The organism is Streptomyces sp. NBC_00190 (assembly GCF_036203305.1).
In the GTDB taxonomy this organism is placed as follows: Bacteria; Actinomycetota; Actinomycetes; order Streptomycetales; family Streptomycetaceae; genus Streptomyces.
The window spans coordinates 2,658,358-2,680,858 of record NZ_CP108131.1; the positions used below are offsets into that span (position 1 = coordinate 2,658,358).

General features: G+C 72.4%; 20 protein-coding genes and 1 riboswitch. Of the genes, 14 read left to right on the forward strand and 6 right to left on the reverse strand.

The features are described 5' to 3' along the window. Nucleotides 1-107 precede the first annotated feature (107 nt). The 7 genes from OG429_RS12900 (at nt 108) to OG429_RS12930 (ending at nt 8,293) form a co-directional block, all read left to right on the forward strand. Complete coding sequence (locus OG429_RS12900; RefSeq protein WP_328925460.1) at nt 108-1,169, forward strand: MBL fold metallo-hydrolase; 1,062 nt, start codon at nt 108-110, stop codon at nt 1,167-1,169. Between the two features lie 30 nt (nt 1,170-1,199). Beyond that, nucleotides 1,200-1,298, forward strand: a riboswitch (cobalamin riboswitch). 161 nt (nt 1,299-1,459) lie between these two features. Further along, nucleotides 1,460-2,722, forward strand: a complete 1,263-nt coding sequence (locus OG429_RS12905) for a prenyltransferase/squalene oxidase repeat-containing protein (RefSeq protein WP_328925461.1) — start codon at nt 1,460-1,462, stop codon at nt 2,720-2,722. Then, nucleotides 2,722-3,405 carry an SCO2322 family protein gene (locus OG429_RS12910; protein ID WP_328925462.1) on the forward strand — a complete coding sequence of 228 codons (684 nt, stop codon included), beginning with the start codon at nt 2,722-2,724 and terminating at the stop codon, nt 3,403-3,405. The genes OG429_RS12905 and OG429_RS12910 overlap by 1 nt, the downstream gene beginning before the upstream one ends. Before the next feature lie 257 nt (nt 3,406-3,662). Next, on the forward strand, nt 3,663-4,811 hold the full coding sequence (locus OG429_RS12915) for an energy-coupling factor transporter transmembrane protein EcfT (RefSeq protein WP_405681426.1): 1,149 nt from the start codon (nt 3,663-3,665) through the stop codon (nt 4,809-4,811). Beyond that, on the forward strand, nt 4,808-6,604 hold the full coding sequence (locus tag OG429_RS12920; RefSeq protein WP_328925464.1) for an ABC transporter ATP-binding protein: 1,797 nt from the start codon (nt 4,808-4,810) through the stop codon (nt 6,602-6,604). The genes OG429_RS12915 and OG429_RS12920 overlap by 4 nt, the downstream gene beginning before the upstream one ends. A gap of 8 nt (nt 6,605-6,612) precedes the next feature. Further along, nucleotides 6,613-7,575 (forward strand): ECF transporter S component, encoded by a 963-nt coding sequence (locus OG429_RS12925; RefSeq protein ID WP_328930258.1) that lies wholly within the window; start codon nt 6,613-6,615, stop codon nt 7,573-7,575. 313 nt (nt 7,576-7,888) lie between these two features. After that, nucleotides 7,889-8,293, forward strand: coding sequence for a transglycosylase SLT domain-containing protein (locus OG429_RS12930; RefSeq protein WP_328925465.1), 405 nt, complete (start codon nt 7,889-7,891; stop codon nt 8,291-8,293). Nucleotides 8,294-8,455: 162 nt separating this feature from the next. Here the strand turns inward: OG429_RS12930 and OG429_RS12935 are convergent, their stop codons facing one another. Next, nucleotides 8,456-9,625 (reverse strand): steroid 3-ketoacyl-CoA thiolase, encoded by a 1,170-nt coding sequence (locus OG429_RS12935; RefSeq protein ID WP_328925466.1) that lies wholly within the window; start codon nt 9,623-9,625, stop codon nt 8,456-8,458. A 241-nt stretch (nt 9,626-9,866) separates the two neighbouring features. Between OG429_RS12935 and OG429_RS12940 the strand changes: the two genes are divergently transcribed. Continuing rightward, nucleotides 9,867-11,111, forward strand: coding sequence for a cytochrome P450 (locus tag OG429_RS12940; protein ID WP_328925467.1), 1,245 nt, complete (start codon nt 9,867-9,869; stop codon nt 11,109-11,111). Nucleotides 11,112-11,283: 172 nt separating this feature from the next. On the opposite strand, the gene OG429_RS12945 is transcribed toward OG429_RS12940, so the two are convergent. After that, nucleotides 11,284-11,787 carry a hypothetical protein gene (locus OG429_RS12945; protein WP_328925468.1) on the reverse strand — a complete coding sequence of 168 codons (504 nt, stop codon included), beginning with the start codon at nt 11,785-11,787 and terminating at the stop codon, nt 11,284-11,286. A gap of 58 nt (nt 11,788-11,845) precedes the next feature. After that, complete coding sequence (locus tag OG429_RS12950; RefSeq protein ID WP_328925469.1) at nt 11,846-13,882, reverse strand: bifunctional glycosyltransferase 87/phosphatase PAP2 family protein; 2,037 nt, start codon at nt 13,880-13,882, stop codon at nt 11,846-11,848. A gap of 403 nt (nt 13,883-14,285) precedes the next feature. Here OG429_RS12950 and OG429_RS12955 point away from each other — a divergent pair, with 403 nt between their 5' ends. Together OG429_RS12955 and OG429_RS12960 are read left to right on the forward strand one after the other, a co-directional pair. Then, nucleotides 14,286-14,624, forward strand: a complete 339-nt coding sequence (locus OG429_RS12955; RefSeq protein WP_328925470.1) for a hypothetical protein — start codon at nt 14,286-14,288, stop codon at nt 14,622-14,624. Between the two features lie 264 nt (nt 14,625-14,888). Further along, nucleotides 14,889-15,218, forward strand: coding sequence for an antibiotic biosynthesis monooxygenase family protein (locus OG429_RS12960; RefSeq protein WP_328925471.1), 330 nt, complete (start codon nt 14,889-14,891; stop codon nt 15,216-15,218). A 124-nt stretch (nt 15,219-15,342) separates the two neighbouring features. Here OG429_RS12960 and OG429_RS12965 read toward each other — a convergent pair whose 3' ends face one another. Next, nucleotides 15,343-15,738, reverse strand: a complete 396-nt coding sequence (locus OG429_RS12965; protein ID WP_328925472.1) for a nuclear transport factor 2 family protein — start codon at nt 15,736-15,738, stop codon at nt 15,343-15,345. A gap of 108 nt (nt 15,739-15,846) precedes the next feature. Here OG429_RS12965 and OG429_RS12970 point away from each other — a divergent pair, with 108 nt between their 5' ends. Then, a complete protein-coding gene (locus tag OG429_RS12970; RefSeq protein ID WP_328925473.1) occupies nt 15,847-16,377 on the forward strand; it encodes a GNAT family N-acetyltransferase in 531 nt (176 codons plus the stop codon). Between the two features lie 31 nt (nt 16,378-16,408). On the opposite strand, the gene OG429_RS12975 is transcribed toward OG429_RS12970, so the two are convergent. Then, nucleotides 16,409-18,481: an MDR family MFS transporter gene (locus OG429_RS12975; protein ID WP_328925474.1), complete on the reverse strand. Its 2,073-nt coding sequence runs from the start codon at nt 18,479-18,481 to the stop codon at nt 16,409-16,411. A 224-nt stretch (nt 18,482-18,705) separates the two neighbouring features. Here OG429_RS12975 and OG429_RS12980 point away from each other — a divergent pair, with 224 nt between their 5' ends. Both OG429_RS12980 and OG429_RS12985 read left to right on the forward strand, forming a co-directional pair. Continuing rightward, the gene (locus OG429_RS12980) at nt 18,706-19,545 is read left to right on the forward strand and encodes a peptidoglycan-binding domain-containing protein (RefSeq protein ID WP_328925475.1); all 840 of its coding nucleotides are present in this window, start codon (nt 18,706-18,708) and stop codon (nt 19,543-19,545) included. A gap of 152 nt (nt 19,546-19,697) precedes the next feature. Then, nucleotides 19,698-20,381 carry an HAD-IA family hydrolase gene (locus OG429_RS12985; protein ID WP_328925476.1) on the forward strand — a complete coding sequence of 228 codons (684 nt, stop codon included), beginning with the start codon at nt 19,698-19,700 and terminating at the stop codon, nt 20,379-20,381. 175 nt (nt 20,382-20,556) lie between these two features. Here the strand turns inward: OG429_RS12985 and OG429_RS12990 are convergent, their stop codons facing one another. After that, nucleotides 20,557-21,138 carry a TMEM165/GDT1 family protein gene (locus tag OG429_RS12990; RefSeq protein WP_328925477.1) on the reverse strand — a complete coding sequence of 194 codons (582 nt, stop codon included), beginning with the start codon at nt 21,136-21,138 and terminating at the stop codon, nt 20,557-20,559. A 578-nt stretch (nt 21,139-21,716) separates the two neighbouring features. On the opposite strand from OG429_RS12990, the gene OG429_RS12995 reads away from it, so the two are divergent. Continuing rightward, nucleotides 21,717-22,361 carry an HNH endonuclease family protein gene (locus OG429_RS12995; protein WP_328930259.1) on the forward strand — a complete coding sequence of 215 codons (645 nt, stop codon included), beginning with the start codon at nt 21,717-21,719 and terminating at the stop codon, nt 22,359-22,361. Nucleotides 22,362-22,501 lie beyond the last annotated feature (140 nt).

Consider the following 22,501-nt stretch of genomic DNA (forward strand, 5'->3'; position numbering starts at 1 on the left):
CCCGGAAGATCCAACGACTAGTCAGAAAGGCCTGGAGGTGGTCGACTTGGGCTACTACTGAAACAAGTTCTCGTTCGGTTCGGGAGCAGTCGGGAGCAGGGGGTCTCATGTCACAGGACACGCCGCAGGACACGCCACAAGTGACCGACCACGGCGGAGGAGTGTGGGCGATCAAGGTCCCCATCCCCGACAACCCCCTCGGGCACACCCTCGTCCACGTCCTCGACACCGACCGCGGCCCGGTCCTCGTCGACACCGGCTGGGACGACCCCGAATCCTGGGACACCCTCGCCGCCGGCCTCGCCGCGCTCGGCATCGCCGTCGCCGACGTCCACGGCGTCGTCATCACCCACCACCACCCCGACCACCACGGCCTGTCCGGCCAGGTCCGCGCCGCGTCCGGAGCCTGGATCGCCATGCACGCCGCCGACACCGAGGTCGTCATACGGACCCGGTCCGCCGAACCGGGCGTCTGGTTCGACTACATGAGCGAGAAGCTCGCGGCCGCCGGAGCCCCCGAGGAGCACCTCGCCCCGCTCCGCGCCGCCCGCACGAGCGGCCGCATGCGGACCCTGCCCGGCCTGCACGCCGCCGTCCCCGACCGGGAGATCGTCCCCGCCGAGCTGCTCCCCCTCGCCGGACGCCGGCTGCGCGCGATCTGGACCCCCGGCCACACCCCCGGCCACGTCTGCCTGCACCTGGAGGAACAGCACCCGGCGAACCTCCCCGGCAACGGCCGCCTCTTCTCCGGCGACCACCTGCTGCCCGGGATCTCCCCCCACATCGGCCTGTACGAGGCCCCCGAGGACACCCGCGCCACCGACCCCCTCGGGGACTACCTCGACTCCCTCGAACGCATCGGGCGCCTGGGCCCGGCCGAGGTGCTCCCGGCCCACCAGCACGCCTTCACCGACGCCCCCGCCCGCGTACGGGAACTCCTCGACCACCACGAGGAACGACTCACGGGGCTGTGGGCGCTGCTCGCCGAACCGCTGACCCCGTGGGCACTGGCGGAGCGGATGGAGTGGAACCGGCCCTGGGAGCAGATCCCGTACGGCTCCCGCAACATCGCCGTCTCGGAGGCGGAGGCCCACCTGCGGCGACTGGTGAAGCAGGGCCGCGCGGAGGCGGTCCCGGGGACCGACCCCGTGACGTACCGGGCCCTGTAAGGGGCTCGGGTGGTCGACGCCCCCGGGCGGGAGGGTTACGGGCCGGTAGAGTGAACCCGTCGTCCACACCTCCGTACGGGGGGAAGCCGGTGCGATTCCGGCGCTGACCCGCAACCGTGACCCGCCCTCGGCACCGCTGGGGCGGGGAGCCGGAATGCCCCGTACCGGAAGTGCGCGGCTCGTGCCGCCGGGGCCTCCGGCGGCCGGCACCGTCGAGGTAAACGGAGCCGGAGCCCGGTGCCTGAGCGTGCCTGCCTCCAGTTCCCCAGCAGGAGAGGCACCCGCCCCCCATGATCGTCCGCCGCAGCGCCGCCGCGCTCGCCGCCTCCGCCGTGCTCTGCGTGGGCGCCGCCCCCGCAGCCCTCGCCGACACCGCGCCGCCCGCCTCCCCCTCCGCGCCGCCGGTCATCCCGTCCGGGCTCTACGGCAAGAACGACCCGACGTACGACGGCGTGTGGCGGCAGTCCTTCGCGCTGCTCGCCCAGCACACCGTCGGCGTCAAGCCCGCCGCGCAGGCCGTGGACTGGCTGACCGGCCAGAGTTGCGCGAACGGCTCCTTCCCCTCCTTCCGCGCGGACACCGCCAAGGCGTGCGACGCCTCGACGTACATCGACTCCAACGCCACCGCGGCCGCCGTGCAGGCGCTGGCCGCGCTCGGCGGCCACGACGAGACGGTGAAGAAGGCCGTCGGCTGGCTGAAGTCCGTACAGAACGAGGACGGCGGCTGGAGCAGCAACCCCGGCGGCGCCATGGACACCGGTACGGACGCCAACTCGACCGGCATCGTGATCAGCGCCCTGGTGGCGGCCGGGGAGAAGCCGGCCGAGGTCAAGTCGAAGGCGGGCAAGTCGGCGTACGAGGCGCTGCTCGCCTTCCGGCTGGGCTGCTCCGCCGAGCCCGCCGCCGACCGGGGCGCCTTCGCCTTCCAGCCGGTCGAAGGCAAGCTGCTCGCCAACGCCGATGCCACGGCCGCCGCCGCGCTGGCCGGCCTCGGCAAGAGCGCGGCCGTCGCGCCCGCCACCACGGACACCCCCGCGGCGGCACTGGCCTGCCCGGCGGACGCCGCCGACCCGGTGGCCGCCGCCCAGGGCGCGGCCGGCTACCTGGCCGAGGCCCTCAAGAAGGACGGCCACCTCACGGCCGTCACTCCGGGAGCGGACCAGCCGACCCCGGACACCGGCAACACCGCCGACGCGGTGATCGCCCTGGCCGCGGCCGGGCACAAGCAGTCGGCGGCGGGCGCGCTGGAATGGCTCAGGGCCAACTCGGCGCAGTGGTCGAAGGGCAGCCCGGCGGGTCTCGGCACGCTGATCCTGGCCGCACACGCGACGGGCACCGACCCGAAGTCCTTCGGCGGCACCGACCTGGTGGCGGCGCTGAACGCGACGGGCCCGGCCCCGCAGGGCGCGGACACCTCCGCGACCGGGGTGGACAGTGACAAGGACGAGCCCTCCGGCGGCCAGAACCTCTGGTGGATCGTCGGCGCGGGCGCCGCCGCCGGCATGGGCATCGGCATCCTGCTGAGCGGCCGCCGCAAGAAGAACCAGCTCTGATGCCCCGCCGCCGCCCTCCGCTCGCCCTGGCCCTCACCCTCGGGATCGTGCTGGCCGTGCTGGCCGCCACCCCGGCCCTGGCTTCGAGCTACCGCTACTGGTCGTTCTGGGACGGCGCGGGCGGCCGGTGGGCGTACGCCTCCATGGGCCCCTCGACGGCCCGTCCGGCGGACGGCTCGGTGCAGGGCTTCCGCTTCGCGGTGAGCAAGGACGCGGCGGCCGAGGCGGCGCAGCCGCGGGCGGCGGCGGACTTCACGGCGATCTGCGCGGCGACCCCGGCGGCCGAGGGGAGGAAGCGGGTGGCGCTGGTCATCGACTTCGGCGTCCCGGCGGACGCCCCGGCGGGCGACGCCCCGCCGCAGCCGGAGCCGCGCACGGCCTGCGCGCAGGTGGCCCCGGAGGCCACGGCGGCCGAGGCGCTGGCGGCGGTCGCCAAACCGCTGCGCTACAACAGCGCGGCGCTGTTGTGCGCGGTCTCGGGCTATCCGGGGCAGGGCTGCGGCGAGCCGATGCCGGACGCCCCGGCCGAGCCCGTGGCCGGCGGTGAGCCCGTGGCCGGCGGTGCGAAGGGTGACGGTGAGAAGAAGGACGGCGGCCCGTCGGCGGGCCTCCTGGCGGGCATCGCGGCGGTGGCCGCCCTGGCCGCGGCCGCCGTCTGGCAGTCCCGCCGCCGCACCCGATGACCTCCGACGACACGGTCATGCCGGACCCGCCGGAAGCCGGGCCGTCTCTCGGCGCGGGGCCGGCCCCGCGCACGCCCCGGCTCGCCGGGCCGCGTAACGGTGGGGCGGACGCCGGTGGCGCTCAGGCACCCACCGGAGCCACCCGCAGCCGGAGTGCGAGCCGCACGGGTGGTGCGGATGGGTACCGCGCCCGGCCGGAGGCCGGGCGCACCCCCACCGGAGCCGCACCCGGCGACGTGACCCCGGCCCGGCGGAGCCTGCCCTCGGCGCCGGATCCCGCGCACGGGCCCTCGTACGACCGCCGAAGGCGCTGGGAGGCACCCCGGGCCGACCGGGCCACGGCCCTGCACGCGGGAGCCTGGTGGCTCTGGGCCCTCGGCCTCGCCACAGCGGCCTCCCGCACCACGAACCCCCTGCTCCTCGGCCTGATCGTCGGCGTCGCCGGCTACGTGGTCGCGGCCCGCCGGACCTCCGCCCCCTGGGCCCGTTCCTACGGGGCCTTCCTCAAGCTGGGCCTCGTCGTCATCGGCCTGCGCCTCCTCTTCTCCATGCTCCTCGGCTCCCCCATCCCCGGCTCGCACGTCCTGTTCGTCCTCCCGGAGGTCCCCCTCCCGGCCTGGGCCCAGGGCATCCGCTTCGGCGGCAAGGTCACCGCCGAGCAGCTGGTCTTCGCCTTCTACGACGGCGCCAAGCTGGCCGCCCTGCTCGTCTGCGTGGGCGCCGCGAACGCCCTCGCCAACCCGGCCCGGCTCCTGAAGTCCCTCCCGGCCGCCCTCTACGAGGCGGGGGTCGCCGTCGTCGTCGCGATGACCTTCGCGCCGAACATGGTCGCCGACGTCGCCCGCCTGCGGACGGCCCGCCGGCTGCGCGGCCGCCCCACCGGCGGGGTGAGGGCCGTCCTCCAGATCGGCCTCCCGGTCCTCGAAGGCGCCCTCGAACGTTCCGTCGCCACGGCCGCGTCGATGGACGCGCGGGGGTACGGGCGCACCGCGCAGGTCCCGCCCGCCGTCCGGCACACGACCAACGTCCTCACCCTCGGCGGCCTGCTCGGCATGTGCGCGGGCACCTACGGACTGCTCGCCGCGCAGGGGGCCGCGTACGGACTCCCCGTGCTCGGCATCGGCCTGGCGATGGCCCTCGCCGGCCTGCGCCTCGGCGGGCGCCGGTCGGTGCGGACCCGCTACCGGCCCGACCGCTGGGGGACGCGCGCCTGGCTGGTCGCCGGGTCGGGCGCGGCCGTCGCCGCCCTCCTCGTCTACGCGGGCACCCGCGACCCCGAGGCCCTGAGCCCGGGTGTGGTCCCGCTGGTCGCGCCCTCGCTGCCGCTGTGGCCGGCGGCCGCGATCCTGATCGGCCTGCTGCCCGCGGTCGTGGCACCCGTACCGCCCAAGGAGGCGTCGTTGTGATCCGCTTCGAGCAGGTCTCGGTCACGTACGAGGGCGCGGCGGGCCCGTCCCTCCAGGGCGTCGACCTGGAGATCCCCGAGGGCGAGCTGACGCTGCTGGTCGGGCCGTCGGGGGTCGGCAAGTCCACCCTGCTGGGTGCGGTCTGCGGTCTGGTCCCGCACTTCACCGGGGGCACGCTCCGGGGCCGGGTGACGGTCGCGGGCCGTGACACCCGTACGCACAAGCCGCGGGAGCTCGCGGACGTGGTGGGTACGGTCGGCCAGGACCCCCTGGCGCACTTCGTGACGGATGTCGTCGAGGACGAGCTGGCCTACGGGATGGAGTCCCTTGGCCTGCCACCTGCGGTGATGCGCCGCCGAGTCGAGGAGACCCTCGACCTGCTGGGCCTGAACGAACTGCGCGACCGCCCCATCGCGACGTTGTCCGGCGGGCAGCAGCAGCGGGTCGCGATCGGCTCGGTCCTGACCCCGCACCCGAAGGTCCTGGTCCTGGACGAACCCACCTCGGCCCTCGACCCGGCGGCGGCGGAGGAGGTCCTGGCGGTCCTCCAGCGCCTGGTCCACGACCTCGGCACCACCGTCCTGATGGCGGAGCACCGGCTGGAGCGTGTGGTCCAGTACGCCGACCAGGTGCTGCTCCTTCCCTCGCCGGGCGCGGCCCCGGTCCTCGGCACCCCGGCGGAGATCATGGCCGTCTCCCCGGTCCACCCCCCGGTGGTCTCCCTGGGCCGCCTCGCGGGCTGGTCCCCGCTCCCCCTCTCGATCCGCGACGCCCGCCGCCTGTCCGCCCCGCTGAAATCCCGCCTGTCGGCTGCGGCCGGGGCGCAGGGCCCGGCCCCGGACCCCGGCGGCCGACGCGAGCCAGATCCAGCCCCGCCTGGGGGCGCCCCCGGACGGAGTCCGGGGGAGATCGATGCGCGGGGGTCCGGTGGCGGAGCCCCCAGCGGCGCAGCCTCCGGGCTGCTGACGCGCCTGCTCCGCCGGAGCAAGCCGGCCCCCGACCCCGATCCCGCCCCGGCGGCAGCCGACAAGGTCGCCGAGGCCCGCAACCTCGGTGTGCGCCGCGGCCGCGCCGAAGTCCTGCGGGGGATCGACCTCGCGGTGGCGGCCGGCGAAACCGTGGCCCTCATGGGCCGCAACGGCGCCGGCAAGTCCACCCTGCTCTCGGCCCTGGTCGGCACCCTCGCCCCCACCACCGGCCAGGTGACCGTCGGCGGCCGCACCCCCCACCGCACGGCCCCCGCCGAGATGGTCCGCCGCGTCGGCCTCGTCCCGCAGGAACCCCGCGACCTCCTCTACGCCGACACGGTGGCCGCCGAGTGCGCCGCCGCCGACTCCGACGCGGGCGCGGCCCCCGGTACCTGCCGGGACCTGGTCTGCGATCTGCTCCCGGACGTCCCCGACGACACCCATCCCCGCGATCTGTCCGAGGGCCAGCGCCTGGCCCTCGCCCTCGCGCTGGTCCTCACCGGCCGGCCCTCCCTGCTGCTCCTCGACGAGCCCACCCGCGGTCTGGACTACGCCGCCAAGGCCCGCCTGATCGAGATCCTCCGCGCGCTCGCCGCGCAGGGCCATGCCATCGTCCTGGCCACGCACGACGTGGAGCTCGCCGCCGAGCTCGCCCACCGCGTGGTCGTGCTGGCCGGCGGGGAGATCGTCGCGGACGGCCCGACCGCCGAGGTCGTCGTCTCCTCGCCCGCCTTCGCGCCGCAGGTGGCGAAGATCCTGGCGCCCGGCCACTGGCTCACGGTGGGCCAGGTCGCCGAAGCCCTGGCCGCGGCGGACACCCCGTGACCGGCCCCGTGACCCGCCCCGCGACCGGCCCCGTCGCCCGCACCGCGCCCGGCCCCGTGACCCGCCCCGTCCGGATCGGCCCGCGGGCCGCCGCCGCCCTGGTCCTCGTCACCCTCATCGGCATCGCGGCCTTCGGCTGGCCGCTCCTCGCCGACCGGCAGTCCGGTCTCGCGCATTCGCAGGACGCCCCCTGGCTCTTCGCCGCACTCCTGCCCCTGCTCGTCGCCGTCGTCGTCGCGACCATCGCCGACAACGGCATGGACGCCAAGGCGGTGGCGATGCTCGGCGTGCTCGCGGCCGTCGGAGCAGCGCTGCGGCCGCTGGGCGCGGGCACGGCCGGCCTGGAGCCCATGTTCTTCCTGATGGTGCTCAGCGGCCGCGTCCTCGGCCCCGGCTTCGGCTTCGTGCTCGGCTCGGTGACGATGTTCGCGTCGGCTCTGCTCACCGGGGGGGTCGGGCCGTGGATGCCGTTCCAGATGCTGGCCATGGGCTGGTTCTCGCTGGGCGCCGGGCTGCTGCCCGGCGCGATGGGGGTCCCCCCTGCTCGAGCGAAGCCGAGAGCTTGGGGGAGGATCCGGGGCCGGGCGGAGCTCCTGATGCTGGCGGCGTACGGCTTCGCGGGTTCGTTCGCGTACGGCACGGTCATGAACCTGCAGGGCTGGGTGATCCTTCAGGGCATGGGGCAGGGCATCTCCTTCCACCCCGGTGAGCCGGTGGCGGCGAACCTGACGCGCTTCGCCGCGTACTGCCTGGCGACGTCGGTGGGCTGGGACCTGGGCCGGGCCGCGCTCACCGTCGTACTGACGCTCACGCTCGGCGCCACACTGCTGAAGGCCCTGCGGCGGGCGACCCGGAAGGCGGCCTTCGACGCGCCCGTCGCCTTCGCATCGGGACCGGAAGCCGCCCCGACTGCAACCCTTGAAGGGATACGAACGGCCACAAAGGGTGAGATCCGGACCCCTCGGCGGTGACCCGCCCCATAGGGCCCACGTCACATACGAATCAGGATAGTAGCCTTTATCCAGGACATTTCACCCCCCTGATAGCGGCTCCCACCTGCAGGGATACCCGTCTCCCCCGAGGGCGGACGCCCCACCCCTGCTGCGAGGGCCACTAGTAAGCGGGCTCTTTGCCAGGGCTCCGGGGGGTCTGTAGAACTGGATGAGTCGCAAGGCGGCAGGGGTACTTCACCTCCCGCCGACGAACCCCTCTCCTCCGCGTGAGTGGCTCACGCATGTCTTCGGCATGCCGCGACTGCCCTTGTTCCCTTCGGAAGGTTCATCCGTGTCCAACGCTGTCATCCGCCGCATCGCCGCTTCCAAGAAGTCCCTCGCGGGTACCGTCGTCGCCCTGGGTGTCGCCGGTTCCATGCTGGCCGCGGTTCCCGCGCAGGCCGCCCCGACGGGTGCCAAGGCGATCGCTCAGCAGATGATCAAGGACCCGGCCCAGTTCGCCGCCTTCGACAAGATCGTCTCGCACGAGAGCGGTTGGGACTACACCGCGACCAACTCTTCCTCCGGCGCGTACGGCCTGGTCCAGGCCCTGCCGGCGTCGAAGATGTCCTCCGCGGGCTCGGACTGGAAGACCAACCCGGCCACCCAGATCAAGTGGGGCCTGGACTACATGAACTCCCGCTACGGCAGCCCGGTCGACGCCTGGAACTTCTGGCAGGCCAACCACTGGTACTAAGCCACCAGCGGACAGCAGACATACGAAGGCCCCGGTGGCCGGCCTCCCCAGGTCCGGCCACCGGGGCCTTCTGCATCCCATCCCACAGGGTTCAAAGGCGCCTGCACGCGAGGCCCGCAGTCGGTGTCACAGGCGGTGCCGCAGACGGTGCCACAGGCCGCTTCACAGGCGCTGGATGATCGTTCCGGTCGCCAGCGCGCCGCCGGCGCACATGGTGATCAGCGCGAATTCCTTGTCCCGGCGTTCCAGCTCGTGCAGCGCGGTGGTGATCAGCCGGGCGCCGGTGGCGCCGACGGGGTGGCCGAGCGCGATGCCGCCGCCGTTGACGTTGACCTTCTCCAGGTCCTGCTCGAAGACCTGGGCCCAGCTGAGGACGACCGAGGCGAACGCCTCGTTGATCTCGACCAGATCGATGTCCTTCAGGGACATCCCGGCCTTGCCGAGCACGGCCCGCGTCGCGTCGATCGGTCCGTCCAGGTGGTAGTGGGGGTCGGCGCCGACCAGGGTCTGGGCGACGATCCGGGCGCGCGGCCTGAGCTTGAGGGCGCGGGCCATCTTGCGCGAGGCCCACATCACGGCGGCGGCCCCGTCGGATATCTGCGAGGAGTTCCCGGCGGTGTGCACGGCGGTCGGCATGACCGGCTTGAGCCGGGCCAGGCCCTCCATGCTGGTGTCGCGCAGCCCTTCGTCGCGGTCGACGAGCCGCCACATGCCCTGTCCGGCGGCCTGCTCCTCCTCCGTCGTCGGCACCTGCACGGCGAAGGTCTCGCGCTTGAAGCGCTCCTCGGCCCATGCGGTGGCGGCCCGCTCCTGGGAGAGCACCCCGAGCCCGTCGACGTCCTCGCGGGTCAGGCCCCGGCGGCGGGCGATGCGCTCGGCGGCCTCGAACTGGTTCGGGAGGTCGACGTTCCACTCGTCCGGGAAGGGCTTGCCCGGGCCGTGCTTGGATCCGGAGCCCAGCGGTACGCGGCTCATGGCCTCGACGCCGCAGGCGATGCCGATGTCCATGACCCCGCCGGAGATCATGTTGGCGACCATGTGGTTGGCCTGCTGGGAGCTGCCGCACTGACAGTCCACGGTGGTCGCGGCGGTTTCGTACGGGAGCCCCATGGCGAGCCAGGCGTTGCGGGCGGGGTTCATCGACTGCTCGCCGGCGTGCGTGACGGTGCCGCCGACGATCTGCTCGACGCAGTCGGGCTGGATTCCGGTACGGGCCAGCAGTTCGCGGTAGGTCTCGCCGAGCAGGTAAGCGGGATGGAGGTTGGCGAGCGCGCCCCCGCGCTTGCCGATGGGGGTGCGTACAGCTTCGACGATGACGGGTTCCGCGGCCATGAGCTCGTCCTCTCCTGCACAGTGCCGGCGCGGCGGGCCGTCCCGGCGCCCCGCCCGAACTAGTACGCGTTCTACTTCTCCCCGCAGTCTTATGACCTCACACCCCGTCACGCAAGGGTCTTGCACGTGCCCTGCACGGATTCCACACGCAACAGTTGGCGCTCCGACCCTTGTCACTTCTAGAACTCGTTACTACCTTCAAGCCACCTTCTGATGGGCCGTCAGACTTTGGAGTCGCCCGATGTCATGCCCCGCGCTGCCCGAAGGCTTCGACGCCACCGACCCCGACCTGCTCCAAAGCCGGGTCCCGCTGCCGGAGTTCGCACGACTGCGGCAGACCGCACCCGTGTGGTGGTGTCCGCAGCGGCGGGGCATCACCGGCTTCGACGACGACGGCTACTGGGCCGTGACCCGGCACGCGGACGTCAAGTACGTCTCCACGCACCCGGAGCTCTTCTCCTCCACCACGAACACGGCGATCATCCGCTTCAACGAGCACATCCAGCGTGAGCAGATAGATGCCCAGCGGCTGATCATGCTGAACATGGATCCGCCGGAGCACACGCGCGTACGCCAGATCGTGCAGCGCGGCTTCACCCCGCGAGCCATCCGCGGCCTGGAGGAGGCCCTGCGCGACCGGGCCCGGAAGATCGTCACGGAGGCGGCGGCCGTCTCGGGCGACGGCAGCTTCGACTTCGTCACGCAGGTGGCGTGCGAGCTCCCGCTCCAGGCGATCGCGGAGCTGATCGGCGTACCGCAGAAGGACCGCGCCAAGATCTTCGACTGGTCGAACAAGATGATCGCCTACGACGACCCGGAGTACGCGATCACCGAGGCGGTCGGCGCCGAAGCGGCGATGGAGCTCATCGGCTACGCGATGAACCTGTCCGCCGAGCGCAAGGAGTGCCCGGCCAAGGACATCGTGACGCAGCTGGTGGCGGCCGAGGGCCAGGGCAACCTCGGCTCCGACGAGTTCGGCATGTTCGTGCTGCTGCTGGCGGTCGCGGGCAACGAGACCACGCGCAACGCCATCAGTCACGGCATGCACGCCTTCCTGACCCACCCCGACCAGTGGGAGCTGTACAAGGCGACGCGTCCGTCGACGGCGGCGGAGGAGATCGTGCGCTGGGCCACCCCGGTGGTGTCCTTCCAGCGCACCGCCACGCAGGACACGGAGCTGGGCGGCCAGAAGATCAAGGCGGGCGACCGGGTGGGGCTCTTCTACTCCTCCGCCAACCACGACCCCGAGGTCTTCGAGAACCCCGACGCCTTCGACATCACCCGCGACCCGAACCCCCACCTCGGCTTCGGCGGCGGCGGGCCGCACTTCTGCCTCGGCAAGTCCCTGGCCATCATGGAGATCGACCTGATCTTCAACGCCCTGGCCGACACCCTGCCCGGCCTCCGCCTGGCCGGCGAGGGCCCGCGCCGCCTGCGCGCGGCCTGGCTCAACGGCATCAAGGAGCTCCGGGTCAGCCACGGCTGACCCGTGACCCAGGACGGCAGGGGCCACGTCCCCCCACGCCCGGCCCCTGCCGTCCGCTGGTCCGCACCCGCTCGGGTGGCGGACCGGCCCGAGCGGGGCGATCCTGACTGACAGCGGCGATCCAGCCGAAGGGGCGCCGGGGCAGCTGTGCCCCGGCGCCCCTTCGGCCTGCTCAGGCCACCCGCTTGTCCGGGCGGACGCGCCGCCGGGTGTAGAACACGAACCCGGCGAACGCCACCACGGACACGATCGCGCCCGCCAGCGTCGCGCCCCGGAACCACGGCGCCTCCACGTCCATGACCCGCTGCCCGGCGTGCGCGGCGCCGCCCGCGCCCACCACCACGCTCAGCGTCCACAGGTTCGGCAGGGCGAGGACCACCGCCAGGGCGAGCCAGCCGGCCGTGGCCTTCCAGGGCCGCCGCGTGCGCAGGCCGATCCAGGCCACGATCAGGGGCAGCAGCGTGCAGGCGACGCCGAACACCAGCCCGAGCAGCAGCCCGGTGCCGAGACGGCCGCCGACGGCGGCCCCCACCCGCTGGGACCACCAGCGCGGGGCGGTCTCGGCCATGAGGAAGTAGGCCACGACCATCACGCCCAGCGCCAGGCCGCCGAACACCAGCCACTTGCGCCGATCGGGCCCGGCGGCCTGAGGGTTCCCCGTCCGCTGCGTGCTCATGATCCGATGCTTGCACCGACCCGCCCCGCCCGCAGCGCGACGGCGATCACGTCGGTACCTACCTCGCCCGGGCCGGCACGTCGAGCCGCCGCTCCCGGTCCTCGCCGCCCTCGGCGTCCTGGCCGGCCGTCCGCTGCCCGGGAAGGCTCGCACGCAGCCGGCGCGGCCCGGACAGCGCGTACACGAGCCCGAATCCGGAGGCCACGACGACCGCGCCGCCCACCGCGTCGAGCACCCAATGGTTGGCGGTGGCGACGATCGCGCACACCGTGATCAGCGGATGCAGCGCCCCCAGCAGCTTCTGCCAGCCCTTCGGCGCGAGCACCACGATCACGATCCCGCACCACAGCGACCAGCCGAAGTGCAGCGAGGGCATCGCCGCGTACTGGTTGGAGATCGCGGTCATGGCCCCGTACGACGGATTGGCCAGGTCCTGCGGTCCGTGGACGGTGTCGATGAAGCCGAGGCCGGGCATCAGCCGCGGCGGCGCGAGCGGGTAGAGCCAGAACCCTATGAGCGCCAGCACGGTGGCCAGCCCCAGCGAGGCCCGCGCCCAGCGGTAGTCGCCCGGCCGGCGCCAGTACAGGACGCCCAGGATCGTCAGCGGGACCACGAAGTGGAAGGAGGTGTAGTAGAAGTTGAAGAACGCCTCCAGCCAGGGCGTGTTCACGACGGCGTGGTTCACGGCGTGCTCGATGTCGATGCCCAGCGCCCGCTCGATGCCGTGGATCTGGCTGCCGTTGCCCTCGGCGAGCGAGCGGCTGGTGGGGGCCGCGGCCCTGATGTGCGAGTAGAGCGAGTAGCCGACCCGTATCAGCAGGAGTTCCAGCAGCAGGTTGGGGCGGGACAGCACGCGCCGCCAGAACGGCAGCAGCGGCACCCGCGACCACCGGGCGGCCGCGGGGCGCCCGTAGGCCGTCGGGACGGGTTCGCGCCAGTACGGCGACGAGCGCGGCAGGAACGGCACCGCGCAGGCCGCGGCCAGCGCGGCGAGGAGCAGCACGTTGTCGCGTACGGGGGCCAGCGCGGCCAGGTTCGGCAGCAGCACGTCGCTCGGCAGGGTCATGGCGAGGACCACGGCCACCGGCCATACGGGCCGGTCGGCGGCGCGCCGCCCGACCTTGCCCGCGACGGCGAGCAGCACCCACAGCAGCTGGTGGCGCCAGCCGGTCGGGGACACGGCGACGGCCACGCAGCCGGTGACGGCGACGGCGAGCAGCAGCTGCCCGTCGGCGGCGTAGCGGGCCGCGCGGCGCAGGCCGATCCAGGCGATGCCGGCCGCGAGGGCGACGTACAGGAGGATCTCGACGGGTCCGGTGAGGCCGAGGCGCAGCAGCGCGCCGTGCAGGGACTGGTTGGCGAGGTGGTCGGGGGCCACGCCGAGACCGGTGCCCGCCAGGTGCTGGATCCAGTACGTCCAGGAGTCTCGGGGCATCGCCGCCCAGGTCAGGGCGGTGGCCCCGGCGAAGGTCACGGCGGCGGACCTGGCCGTGGCGCGGCGGCCGGTGAGCCACAGCAGCGGGGCGAAGAGCAGCAGCGCGGGCTGGAGGGCGGCGGCGAGGCCGACGAGGAAACCGGCCGGGCGTTCGCCGGGCACGCGGAAGACGGCCAGCAGCACCAGCAGCACGGGCAGGACGGCGGTCCGGCCGGGCGAGGCGGCCTCGCGGACGGGCAGCGAGACCATCATCAGGGCGGTCAGCACGGGCGCGGCCAGCAGGGCGGTGCGGCGCGGGACGGGGTCGGGCAGGCCGCGCGCGGCGACCAGGCCGATGGCGGCGACGAACAGCAGCGTCACGCAGATCCAGGCGAGCTCCAGCGACGGCGCGGCGAGGCCGAGGAGCGGCTTGAGTACCAGCCCGGCGAACGGCGTGCCGGTGAACTGTCCGGCGTCGTAGAGCGAGCCGGGCAGGCCGCCGGGGAGGTGGAAGCCGCTGAGCCACTCGCCCGGTGGGACGCGCAGCACGGCGGCGGCCTGTCTGACGGCGAGGGCGCCCGCCAGAGCCCACAGGAGGAGGCGTGCCGCCCCGAGCCTGCCGCTACCGCCTATGACTCCGGCATGTCCGTTCGCACCGCTGTGCTCTGCCGCGTTAGCCACGCCTCGCCGGCCTCCCGCCCTGTTGACCGCAACCCTGACTTTGCCTGGCTGCCGCGTTTCGTGCCCCGTTCCATTACCTGGACGACGATATCCCGCGCGGGATACCCAGGGTGGCCCGCACGGGCATCGCGAAGATCAACAAGCCTGGCGTGACGTGGCTGACGTAGTGAAGAGCGGTCCCCATGGCGTACCGCGCGTCGACGGAGCTCGACAAAAGTGGCAATGGGCTGGAAACCGGCACAAACTGGAAGCGTTTCGGGCAATCGGACCTTCAACGACCTCCCATCCATGGCCGCTTGGGCGGCATTTCGAGGTTGATGGTTGATGCGCCGACAGTGGGAGGCTCGAATAACTGCCCGAGCAACGGAATGAGCCCAGCACCCAACCCACTCAGGGAGCACCCATGAGCGCCGCGGAAAAGAAGTCGCTTCAATGTGAGCTGACAAGAGACCATTTCACGGCGGTCGCAACCATGCACGGCACCGAGGGGCGGCGAGTTACCGTCACGGGGCAGCTCTCCTGCCCGTCCATCGGCTTCACGTTGCACCTGGAAAAAGACGATCCGGGAATCAACCCGCAGCCGAACGAGCTTGTTCTCAAGGTGGTCGAGGAGAAGCCGGACGGCGTGGTGCCGCCGGTACTGACCGACACCGAAGTGTCTGGCTACTTCCCGGTCAAACCCGAGGTGGACACCGTCGTGATCCGAAATCTCGACATCACCGTTCCGGTTAAGGACGAATAGGCCGGATCACAACGGGGCCGCCCGCCCCGAAATCCTCGCACGGTCGGCGTTTCCGCCGAGCACGGCGGCGCACCTCGGAGGGCGGGCCGGTCGCGGGCGGCGCAGTCCCCGCATCCGCCTCACGGCCCCAGCGCCCACCCACCCCGTAACACGCGGCCGCGTACACCTCATCGACGCCGACCAGCCCAACCGGATATAGGAGACTGCTCGCACGTGGTCAAGGCTAGGTGCGGTGCCCGGCCTGCGTTTCCTGAGAGGTGTCATGTGCCTAGCGTCGTAAAAATCAACGCGCTGACCGTCCCCGCCGAGCAGCGGGAGGTGCTGGAGCAGCGCTTCGCCTCGCGGGCGGGCGCCGTGGAGAGTTCGGACGGGTTCGAGTGGTTCGAGCTGCTGCGCCCCGTCGAGGGCACCGACCAGTACCTCGTCTACACGCGGTGGCGGTCCGAGGAGGACTTCCAGGCGTGGATGGAGGGACCGATGAAGGCCGCTCACCAGGGCGGGGCGGGTGGCGGCGAGCGGCCGAAGCCGGCTGCTTCCGGGTCCACGGTGTGGTCGTTCGAGGTCGTGCAGCAGGCGGCGCCGAAGAAGGCCTGACGCGTGAAGAAGACCTGACGCGGGCGGGAGGCCCGGGGCGCGCGCCCCGGGCCTCCGGCTCTCCACCCACCCCACATTCCCTGCCTTTCCTGCCTTTCCTGTCCCCGCCTTCCCCGCCGGCTCCTCAGCTCCAGAAGGCGTCTTCCTCGTCGATGTCCGCGGTGCACTGGTCGATGTCGGTGATCTTGTTGCCGATGATGGTGAAGAAGAGGCCTTCGCGGATCTCGATCCCGCGGTCACCGCGGTCGCCGCGCGCCGTGTGGAAACTCATCACGTGCCCCCGCCCGTCCGCGAGCACCGATTCCAGGTGCACCTGGAAGGTGCCGTTCGTCTCCGCTCCGAGCCGGCGGTAGAGGTCGATGACGTTCTCCCGCCCCTTGTGGTGCCCGGAGATCGGGCTGCTGCCGGGCACGTGGTGGATGACGTCGGCCGTGAACAGCGAGCTCAGCGTCTCCATGTCGCCCTTGCCGAAGGCCTCGTAGCCGCGGCGGACCAGGGCACAGTCTGGATGCTCGGACATGTGTTTCACACCCTCCAGGTATGCGCGGTTTGCCCTTTTTTCCTATCATCAGCCCGCCACTGTGGATATTCCACGCGGGAGATCCGCGGCGAACTCCACAATGACGCCATGACCACTCACAGCGATCACACCACCGGCACCCGCACCCACGCCCGCACCCACGCCTGGACCGTCGCCCCCGAGCCGTTCACCACCGCCGACGCCACCGTCCTGCGGCGCGCGTACTACGCCGAGGTCGCCGGCCGGTACTGGAAGCGGACCGTCACCGAGGCCGAGATCGATCAGGGGCTCCTGGACTTCCCGGATGACGGCCTGGTCCCGCCGACGGGCCAGTTCGTGGTCGGCCGGCTGGACGGCGAGCCCCTGGCCTGCGGCGGGATACGCCTGCTCGACCCCGCCACCGCCGAGCTCACCAGGGTGTACGTCGACCGGCGCGCCCGCGGTACCGGCGGTGGGGCGGCCCTGCTCGAAGTCCTGGAGGCGGAGGCCCGCGCGCTGGGCGCCGACCGGGTCCGGCTGGACACCCGCTCGGACCTGGTGGAGGCCCGGGCACTGTACGCGCGGCACGGGTACGCGGAGATACCCGCGTACAACTCGGGCCCGTATGCGCAGCACTGGTTCGAGAAGCGCCTGGTCTGACCAGCTCCGGCCGGGCGGCGCTCCGCGGCGGTCAGTGCGCGGCGTGGTCCCTGCGCGAAGCGGCGTCGTAGGGCTCCTCGGCATCGGATCCGCAGAGCTCGGCGTTGATCTCGCGGACCAGCTCGACCAGGTCGGTCGGGCGGTCCGGACCCCACCAGTCACCGAGCAGTCCGGCGAGGGACTCCTCCCGGGCGGCGGCGAGCTCGGCCGCCGCCTCCCGCCCCTTGCCGGTCAGGACCAGCGCCAGCCCGTCCCGTACGGCGAGCCCGCGCTCCTCGGCCTGGCGGGCGGCGTCCGTGATGACCTTCAACGGCACGATGGTGCGGTCGGCGAGCATCGCGGGCTCCGCGGAGCCGTACTTGTTGATCCGCAGCAGCAGCCAGCTCGTGGCGGGCAGCAGGTCGTAGCCCGCCTGCTCGGTGATCTTCTCGTAGACGTGCCGGCGGCCCTCCCTCGTACCGAGGACCGACAGCGCGCGGGCGACCTCGTCGCGGGAGGAGCGCTCGACGGGGTTGGAGGCGAGGGTCTCGGTCACGTCGGGCGCGGTGACCGAGGCGCGGAGCTTGTCCTCCTTGAGGAACCAGGCCACCACGAAGGCGACGAGGACGACCGGCACGGCGTAGAGGAAAACGTCCGTGATGGCGGTGGCGTAGGCGTCGAGCACGCGGGGCTGCAGATCGGAGGGGAGCGCGCCGATGGCCCGCGGGTCGGCCTCCAGATCACCGACGCTCGCACCGGGCGGCAGCGTGACGCCCGCGAGTGAGGCGGCCAGCGTGGTGTCGAGCCGGTTGATGAAGATCGTGCCGAAGATGGCGACGCCGAAGGAGGCGCCGATGGAGCGGAAGAAGGTGGCACCGGAGGTGGCGACGCCGAGGTCGGCGTAGGTGACGGCGTTCTGCACCACCACGACGAGTACCTGCATGACCAGGCCGAGTCCCGTACCGAAGACGAAGAAGTAGAGGCTCGTCTCCCAGGTGGAGCTGGTGCGGTGCAGCTGGTGCAGGAGGAGCAGGCCGATGGCGGTGACGGCGGTGCCGGTGATGGGGAAGACCTTCCACCGGCCGGTGCGGCTGACGATCTGGCCGGAGGCGGTGGAGGAGATCAGCATGCCGAGGACCATCGGCAGCATGTGGACGCCGGACAGGGTCGGCGAGACGCCCTGGACGACCTGGAGGAAGGTCGGCAGGTAGACCAGCGCTCCGAACATGGCGAAGCCGACGATGAAGCTGATCACCGAGCAGAGGGTGAAGGTGCGGATGCGGAACAGTTTCAGCGGCAGGACGGGTTCGGCGGCCTTGCGCTCCACGAGTACGAAGGCGCCGAGCAGGATCACGCCGAGGACGGCGAGGCCGATGATCTGGGCCGAACCCCAGGCCCAGGTGGTGCCGCCGAGCGAGGCGACCAGCACGAGACAGGTGGCGACCGAGGCGATGAGGAAGGTGCCGAGGTAGTCGATCGTGTGCTTCGAGGGACGCGCCGGGATGTGCAGCGCGGCGGCGATGACGACGAGCGCGACGAGACCGATGGGGAGGTTGATGTAGAAGACCCAGCGCCAGGACAGCTGGTCGACGAACAGGCCGCCCAGAAGCGGGCCGAGCACGCTGGTCGCGCCGAAGACGCCGCCGAAGAGGCCCTGGTACTTGCCGCGTTCGCGGGGCGGGACGATGTCGCCGACGATCGCCATGGACAGCACGATGAGTCCGCCGCCGCCGAGGCCCTGCAGGGCGCGGAAGCCGATCAGTTGGGGCATGTTCTGGGCGAGGCCGCAGAGGGCGGAGCCGATGAGGAAGAGGACTATGGCGTACTGGTAGAGCTTCTTGCGCCCGTACTGGTCGCCGAGTTTGCCCCACAGGGGTGTGGCAGCGGTGGAGGCGAGCATGTAGGCGGTGACCACCCAGGACAGGTGGGCCATGCCGCCGAGCTCGCTGACGATGGTCGGCAGGGCGGTGGACACGATGGTCTGGTCGAGTGCGGCGATCAGCAGGCCCAGGAGCAGGGCGCTGATGGAGACGAGCACCTCACGGGAGGAGTGTTCGGCGGCGGGTCCGGAGCTCTTCGGGCCCGGACCGGGTCCCCCGGCTTCCGTGGTCACATCCTGAGCCATCGATACCTCCTCAGGCCGGATCAACATCTCCATCCTGCGTGGTGTGTCCGGTTATGGCCTCTCGGCAGGGGTTGGGGCGTGCCCGGCGGGTCTGCATAATCGCTGGCAGTGCCCAGGGAGGGATTCCAGTGAACGGTGAACACTGTCCAGATTGCGGTGCCCGCGGTGCCGCCTGCCGGTGTGCGCCGGGTGCGGGTTTCGACCCCCTGCGCATCCGCCCGTACGTGACGTTGCCCGACCCCCGCGAACCCGACGACGACGTGCCCGCGCCGCCGGTGGCGCGCATGGTGGTCCAGCCGCCGCAGCCGCCGCAGGACGACACCCCGGCGTACGGGATACCCGTGGCGCCGGCGCACCAGCCATGGCCGGATGGCCCGGTGCCCGTGCCGGACCCGGCCGAGACGACACGTCTCCGGCAGGTCACGGCCCCCGGGCCCAGACCCGGCGGAGACGGAGGAGGGGGTGGGGGTGGGGGCGGGGGCCGGGAGAAGCGGACCGGCCCGGCCTTCCGACGCCTGCTGCCGCTCCTGATCGCATCCGCCGCGGTGGTCACCCTCGGTGGAACCGCCGTCGCACTGTGGGTGCTGCCGAGCTCCGCCGGGAGCGACACTGCGCTGCTGGACGCGAAGGCCTCGACGCCCGTGACGAGCCTGGCCCCGGCCGAGCCGTCCCCGACCCAGGCCACCCGGACGACCAGCCCGTCCCCCTCGGCCTCAGCATCGGCCTCACCGTCGCCGAGCGCCTCCAAGTCGGCGTCGCCGTCCCCCTCGCCGAGCGCGTCCCGCTCGTCGACGCCCCCTTCCCCGACCCCGTCACCGACCCCGCCCCGCGCCCCCAGCCCGTCGCCGCCCCCGAAGGCGCCGACCCTGCGGTACGGGGACTCGGGCGGGGATGTGGAGAAACTGCAGCGGCTGCTGGCGGCACGTGGCCTGTACAGCGGCAAGTTCAACGGAAAGTTCGACTGGCGGGTGGAGAACGCCGTGTCGACTTTCCAGTACGAGAACAACATCGACGAGGAGTGGGGCGTCTACGGCCCTGCGACCCGCAAGGCGCTGGAGGGTTAGGGACGGGGTTAGGGACGAGGCTCACACGACGCCCGGTGGCGCGGACCCATCCTCTTTTGTATCGTGGAGGAACAAAGTGGTTCCGCCTTCACTCCCTGACCGGTGGGCGGAACCACTTGTTCTCTTTTCCCGCCCCGTCTGGAGCACCGCCGATGCCGGCAAGCACCACCACCGCGCCCGTCGCCCTCACCGCCAAGGCCCTGCTCCTGGACATGGACGGCACCATCGTCAATTCCGACGCGGTGGTCGAGCGCTGCTGGCGCGACTGGGCGCTGTTCCACGGGCTGGACCCGGAGGAGGCCCTCAAGGTGGTCCACGGCCGCCAGGGCTACGCCACCATGGCCGTCCTGCTGCCTGACCGCCCGATGGAGGTCAACCACGCGGAGAACGCCGTGATGCTGGCCCGCGAGACCGCCGACACCGACGGCGTGGTCCCGGTCGCGGGCGCCCCGGAGTTCATGGCCGCGATCCAAGGCCTGCCGCACGCCCTGGTCACCTCCGCCGACGCGCGCCTCGCCACGGCCCGGATGACCGCCGCAGGCCTGCCGATGCCCGCGGTACGGGTCACGGCCGAGTCCGTCCAGGCCAGCAAGCCCGACCCCGAGGGCTTCCTCAAGGGCGCCGCCGCGCTGGGCGTGGACCCGGCCGACTGCATCGTGTTCGAGGACTCGGCCGCGGGCATAGCCGCGGGCCGGGCGGCGGGCATGCGCGTGATCGGCGTGGGCCCCCGCGCAGCCGCCCACACCCCCACGACCCACGTCCCGGACCTCACCACGCTCCACATCACGACCACCCCGGACGGCTCGATCCAGCTGAGGATCACAGCCGGGGCATAAGGGGCAAGGCTCCGCCGGACAGCACGTGCGGGCGGGGGCTTCGGGGGCGGGATGTCCGCTGGTCGGCATCGGGGACGCGGGGCGGTGGCTCCGGGGGGCCGGGGCCGCCCCCACCCCGCACACAGGCGCCGGCGTCAGCCCCCTCTCGCCCAGGTGGCCGACGAGCGCGCCCCGGTCACCCCGTGATCGCCTCGTACAGCGAGAACACGGCCAGCGCGCCCATCACCGCCGCCGCGACCTTGGTGATCAGCCGCAGCGGCACGTACTTCATCAGGGTGCGCCCGCCCAGGATGCCGATGCCCGCGACCGCCCACAGGGCGAGCACGGCGCCGATGCCGACGGACACCGGGTTGTCGTACCGGGCAGCCAGGTTGGCGGTCATGATCTGGGTCAGGTCACCGAACTCCGCCACCAGGATCAGCATGAATCCGGCGCCGGAGACCTTCCAGAAGGACTGGTCCGCGGGCGGCTTGACCTCCTCCTCCCCGTCGTCCTTCTTCAGGAGCAGCATGGCCGCGCCCGCAAGGAAGAGGACGCCGACGACGGCCTGGACGATCCGGTGCGGGAGCAGCGTGAGGACGCTTCCCGCGGCGATGGCGAGGGATACGTGCACGGCGAAGGCGGCGGCGACGCCGGCGAAGACGTACGAGGCGCGGTAGCGGGTGCCGAGCATCAGGCCGGCGAGGGCCGTCTTGTCGGGGAGTTCGGCGAGGAAGACGACGCCGAACGCGATCGCCGTGACGGTGAAGCTGAACACAGGGGTGAAACCTCAATCGGTCTGGCAGGACGCCATCGGGACCGAGAGACCTGGAATGTGTCAGGGGTCGCTTCGGCTCGGCGGCGCCCTGGCTTGCGCGTGCGCGTACGAAAATACGAACGCACCCGTGCATGAACAGGACACTGCGGCCGAAGGTCTCGCTGGCCGACCGTTGTCCGCGGCCTGCCTCCGGGCGCCGGCTGGGGTGACCCAGCAGTATGTCGACGGTCCGGCGAAGAGCTACTCCCCTTCTGCTCCATCAGGGTACGCGACGCCGACGCGCGCCCGGAATAAGACCTTGGTCCCGCTCTCGCCCCCACCCTCGGTCCCGCTCCCGCTCCCGCCCTGGCGGCCTCCCCAGCGCCTCACCCACCCCCGCCGGGACCCTCCGCCCCCCACCGGAGCCTCAACTTCCGCTTGAGTGGGCTGTGTTGCGGCACTTGATGTGACGTGCTCATGTCGCCACGCTGTCACCTGGCGCCCATCCCGGCGAAACCTGGCGCCGCAACCATGGCCGCGCCCCTCCGGGGCCGCACGGCCCACATCCCCCCGCATCCAGGGAGCCCCTCATGGCACTCATACCTGCCGTCTACGCGCGTCGAATCGGCGTGTTCGCATCAGCGGTCGCCCTCGCTTCCCTCACCTCCCTCGTCAACGCCCCCACCGCCCAGGCCGCCCCGCCGGCCCCCATCAGCGCCGCGGCCGCCCGCTCGTACCTGGCGACCGTGACGCCGAGCGCCGAGGGATCCACCGCTGGCTACAGCCGGAGCCTCTTCCCGCACTGGAGCACCGTCTCCGGCACCTGCAACACCCGCGAGACCGTCCTCAAGCGGGACGGCGTGAACGTCGTCCAGGACTCCGCCTGTGCCGCCGTGAGCGGAAGCTGGTACTCCGAGTACGACGGCGCCACCTGGACCGCCGCCTCCGACCTCGACATCGACCACGTGGTCCCGCTCGCCGAGGCCTGGCGCTCCGGCGCCAGCTCCTGGACCACGTCCAAGCGCCAGCAGTTCGCCAACGACCTCACCCGCCCGCAGCTCATCGCGGTCACGGACAACGTCAACCAGGCCAAGGGCGACCTCGACCCCGGCAAGTGGCTGCCGCCGCGGACCGCCTACCGCTGCACGTACGCGCGCATGTGGGTCAACGTGAAGCAGTACTGGGGCCTGAGCATGGACTCCGGCGAGAAGACGGCCCTGGTCAACATCCTCAACGGCTGCTGAGACCGACGCCGGAGTGCCGCCGGGACCAGCGCCGTCCCGCTGCTGACGAAGTCGGCCGATCATCTCCCCCGCCAGGGGGAGGCGGGGCTCCCCCTCGCCGTCGTACCGTGATCACAGGCGCTACGGATGAGGGGGAGTTC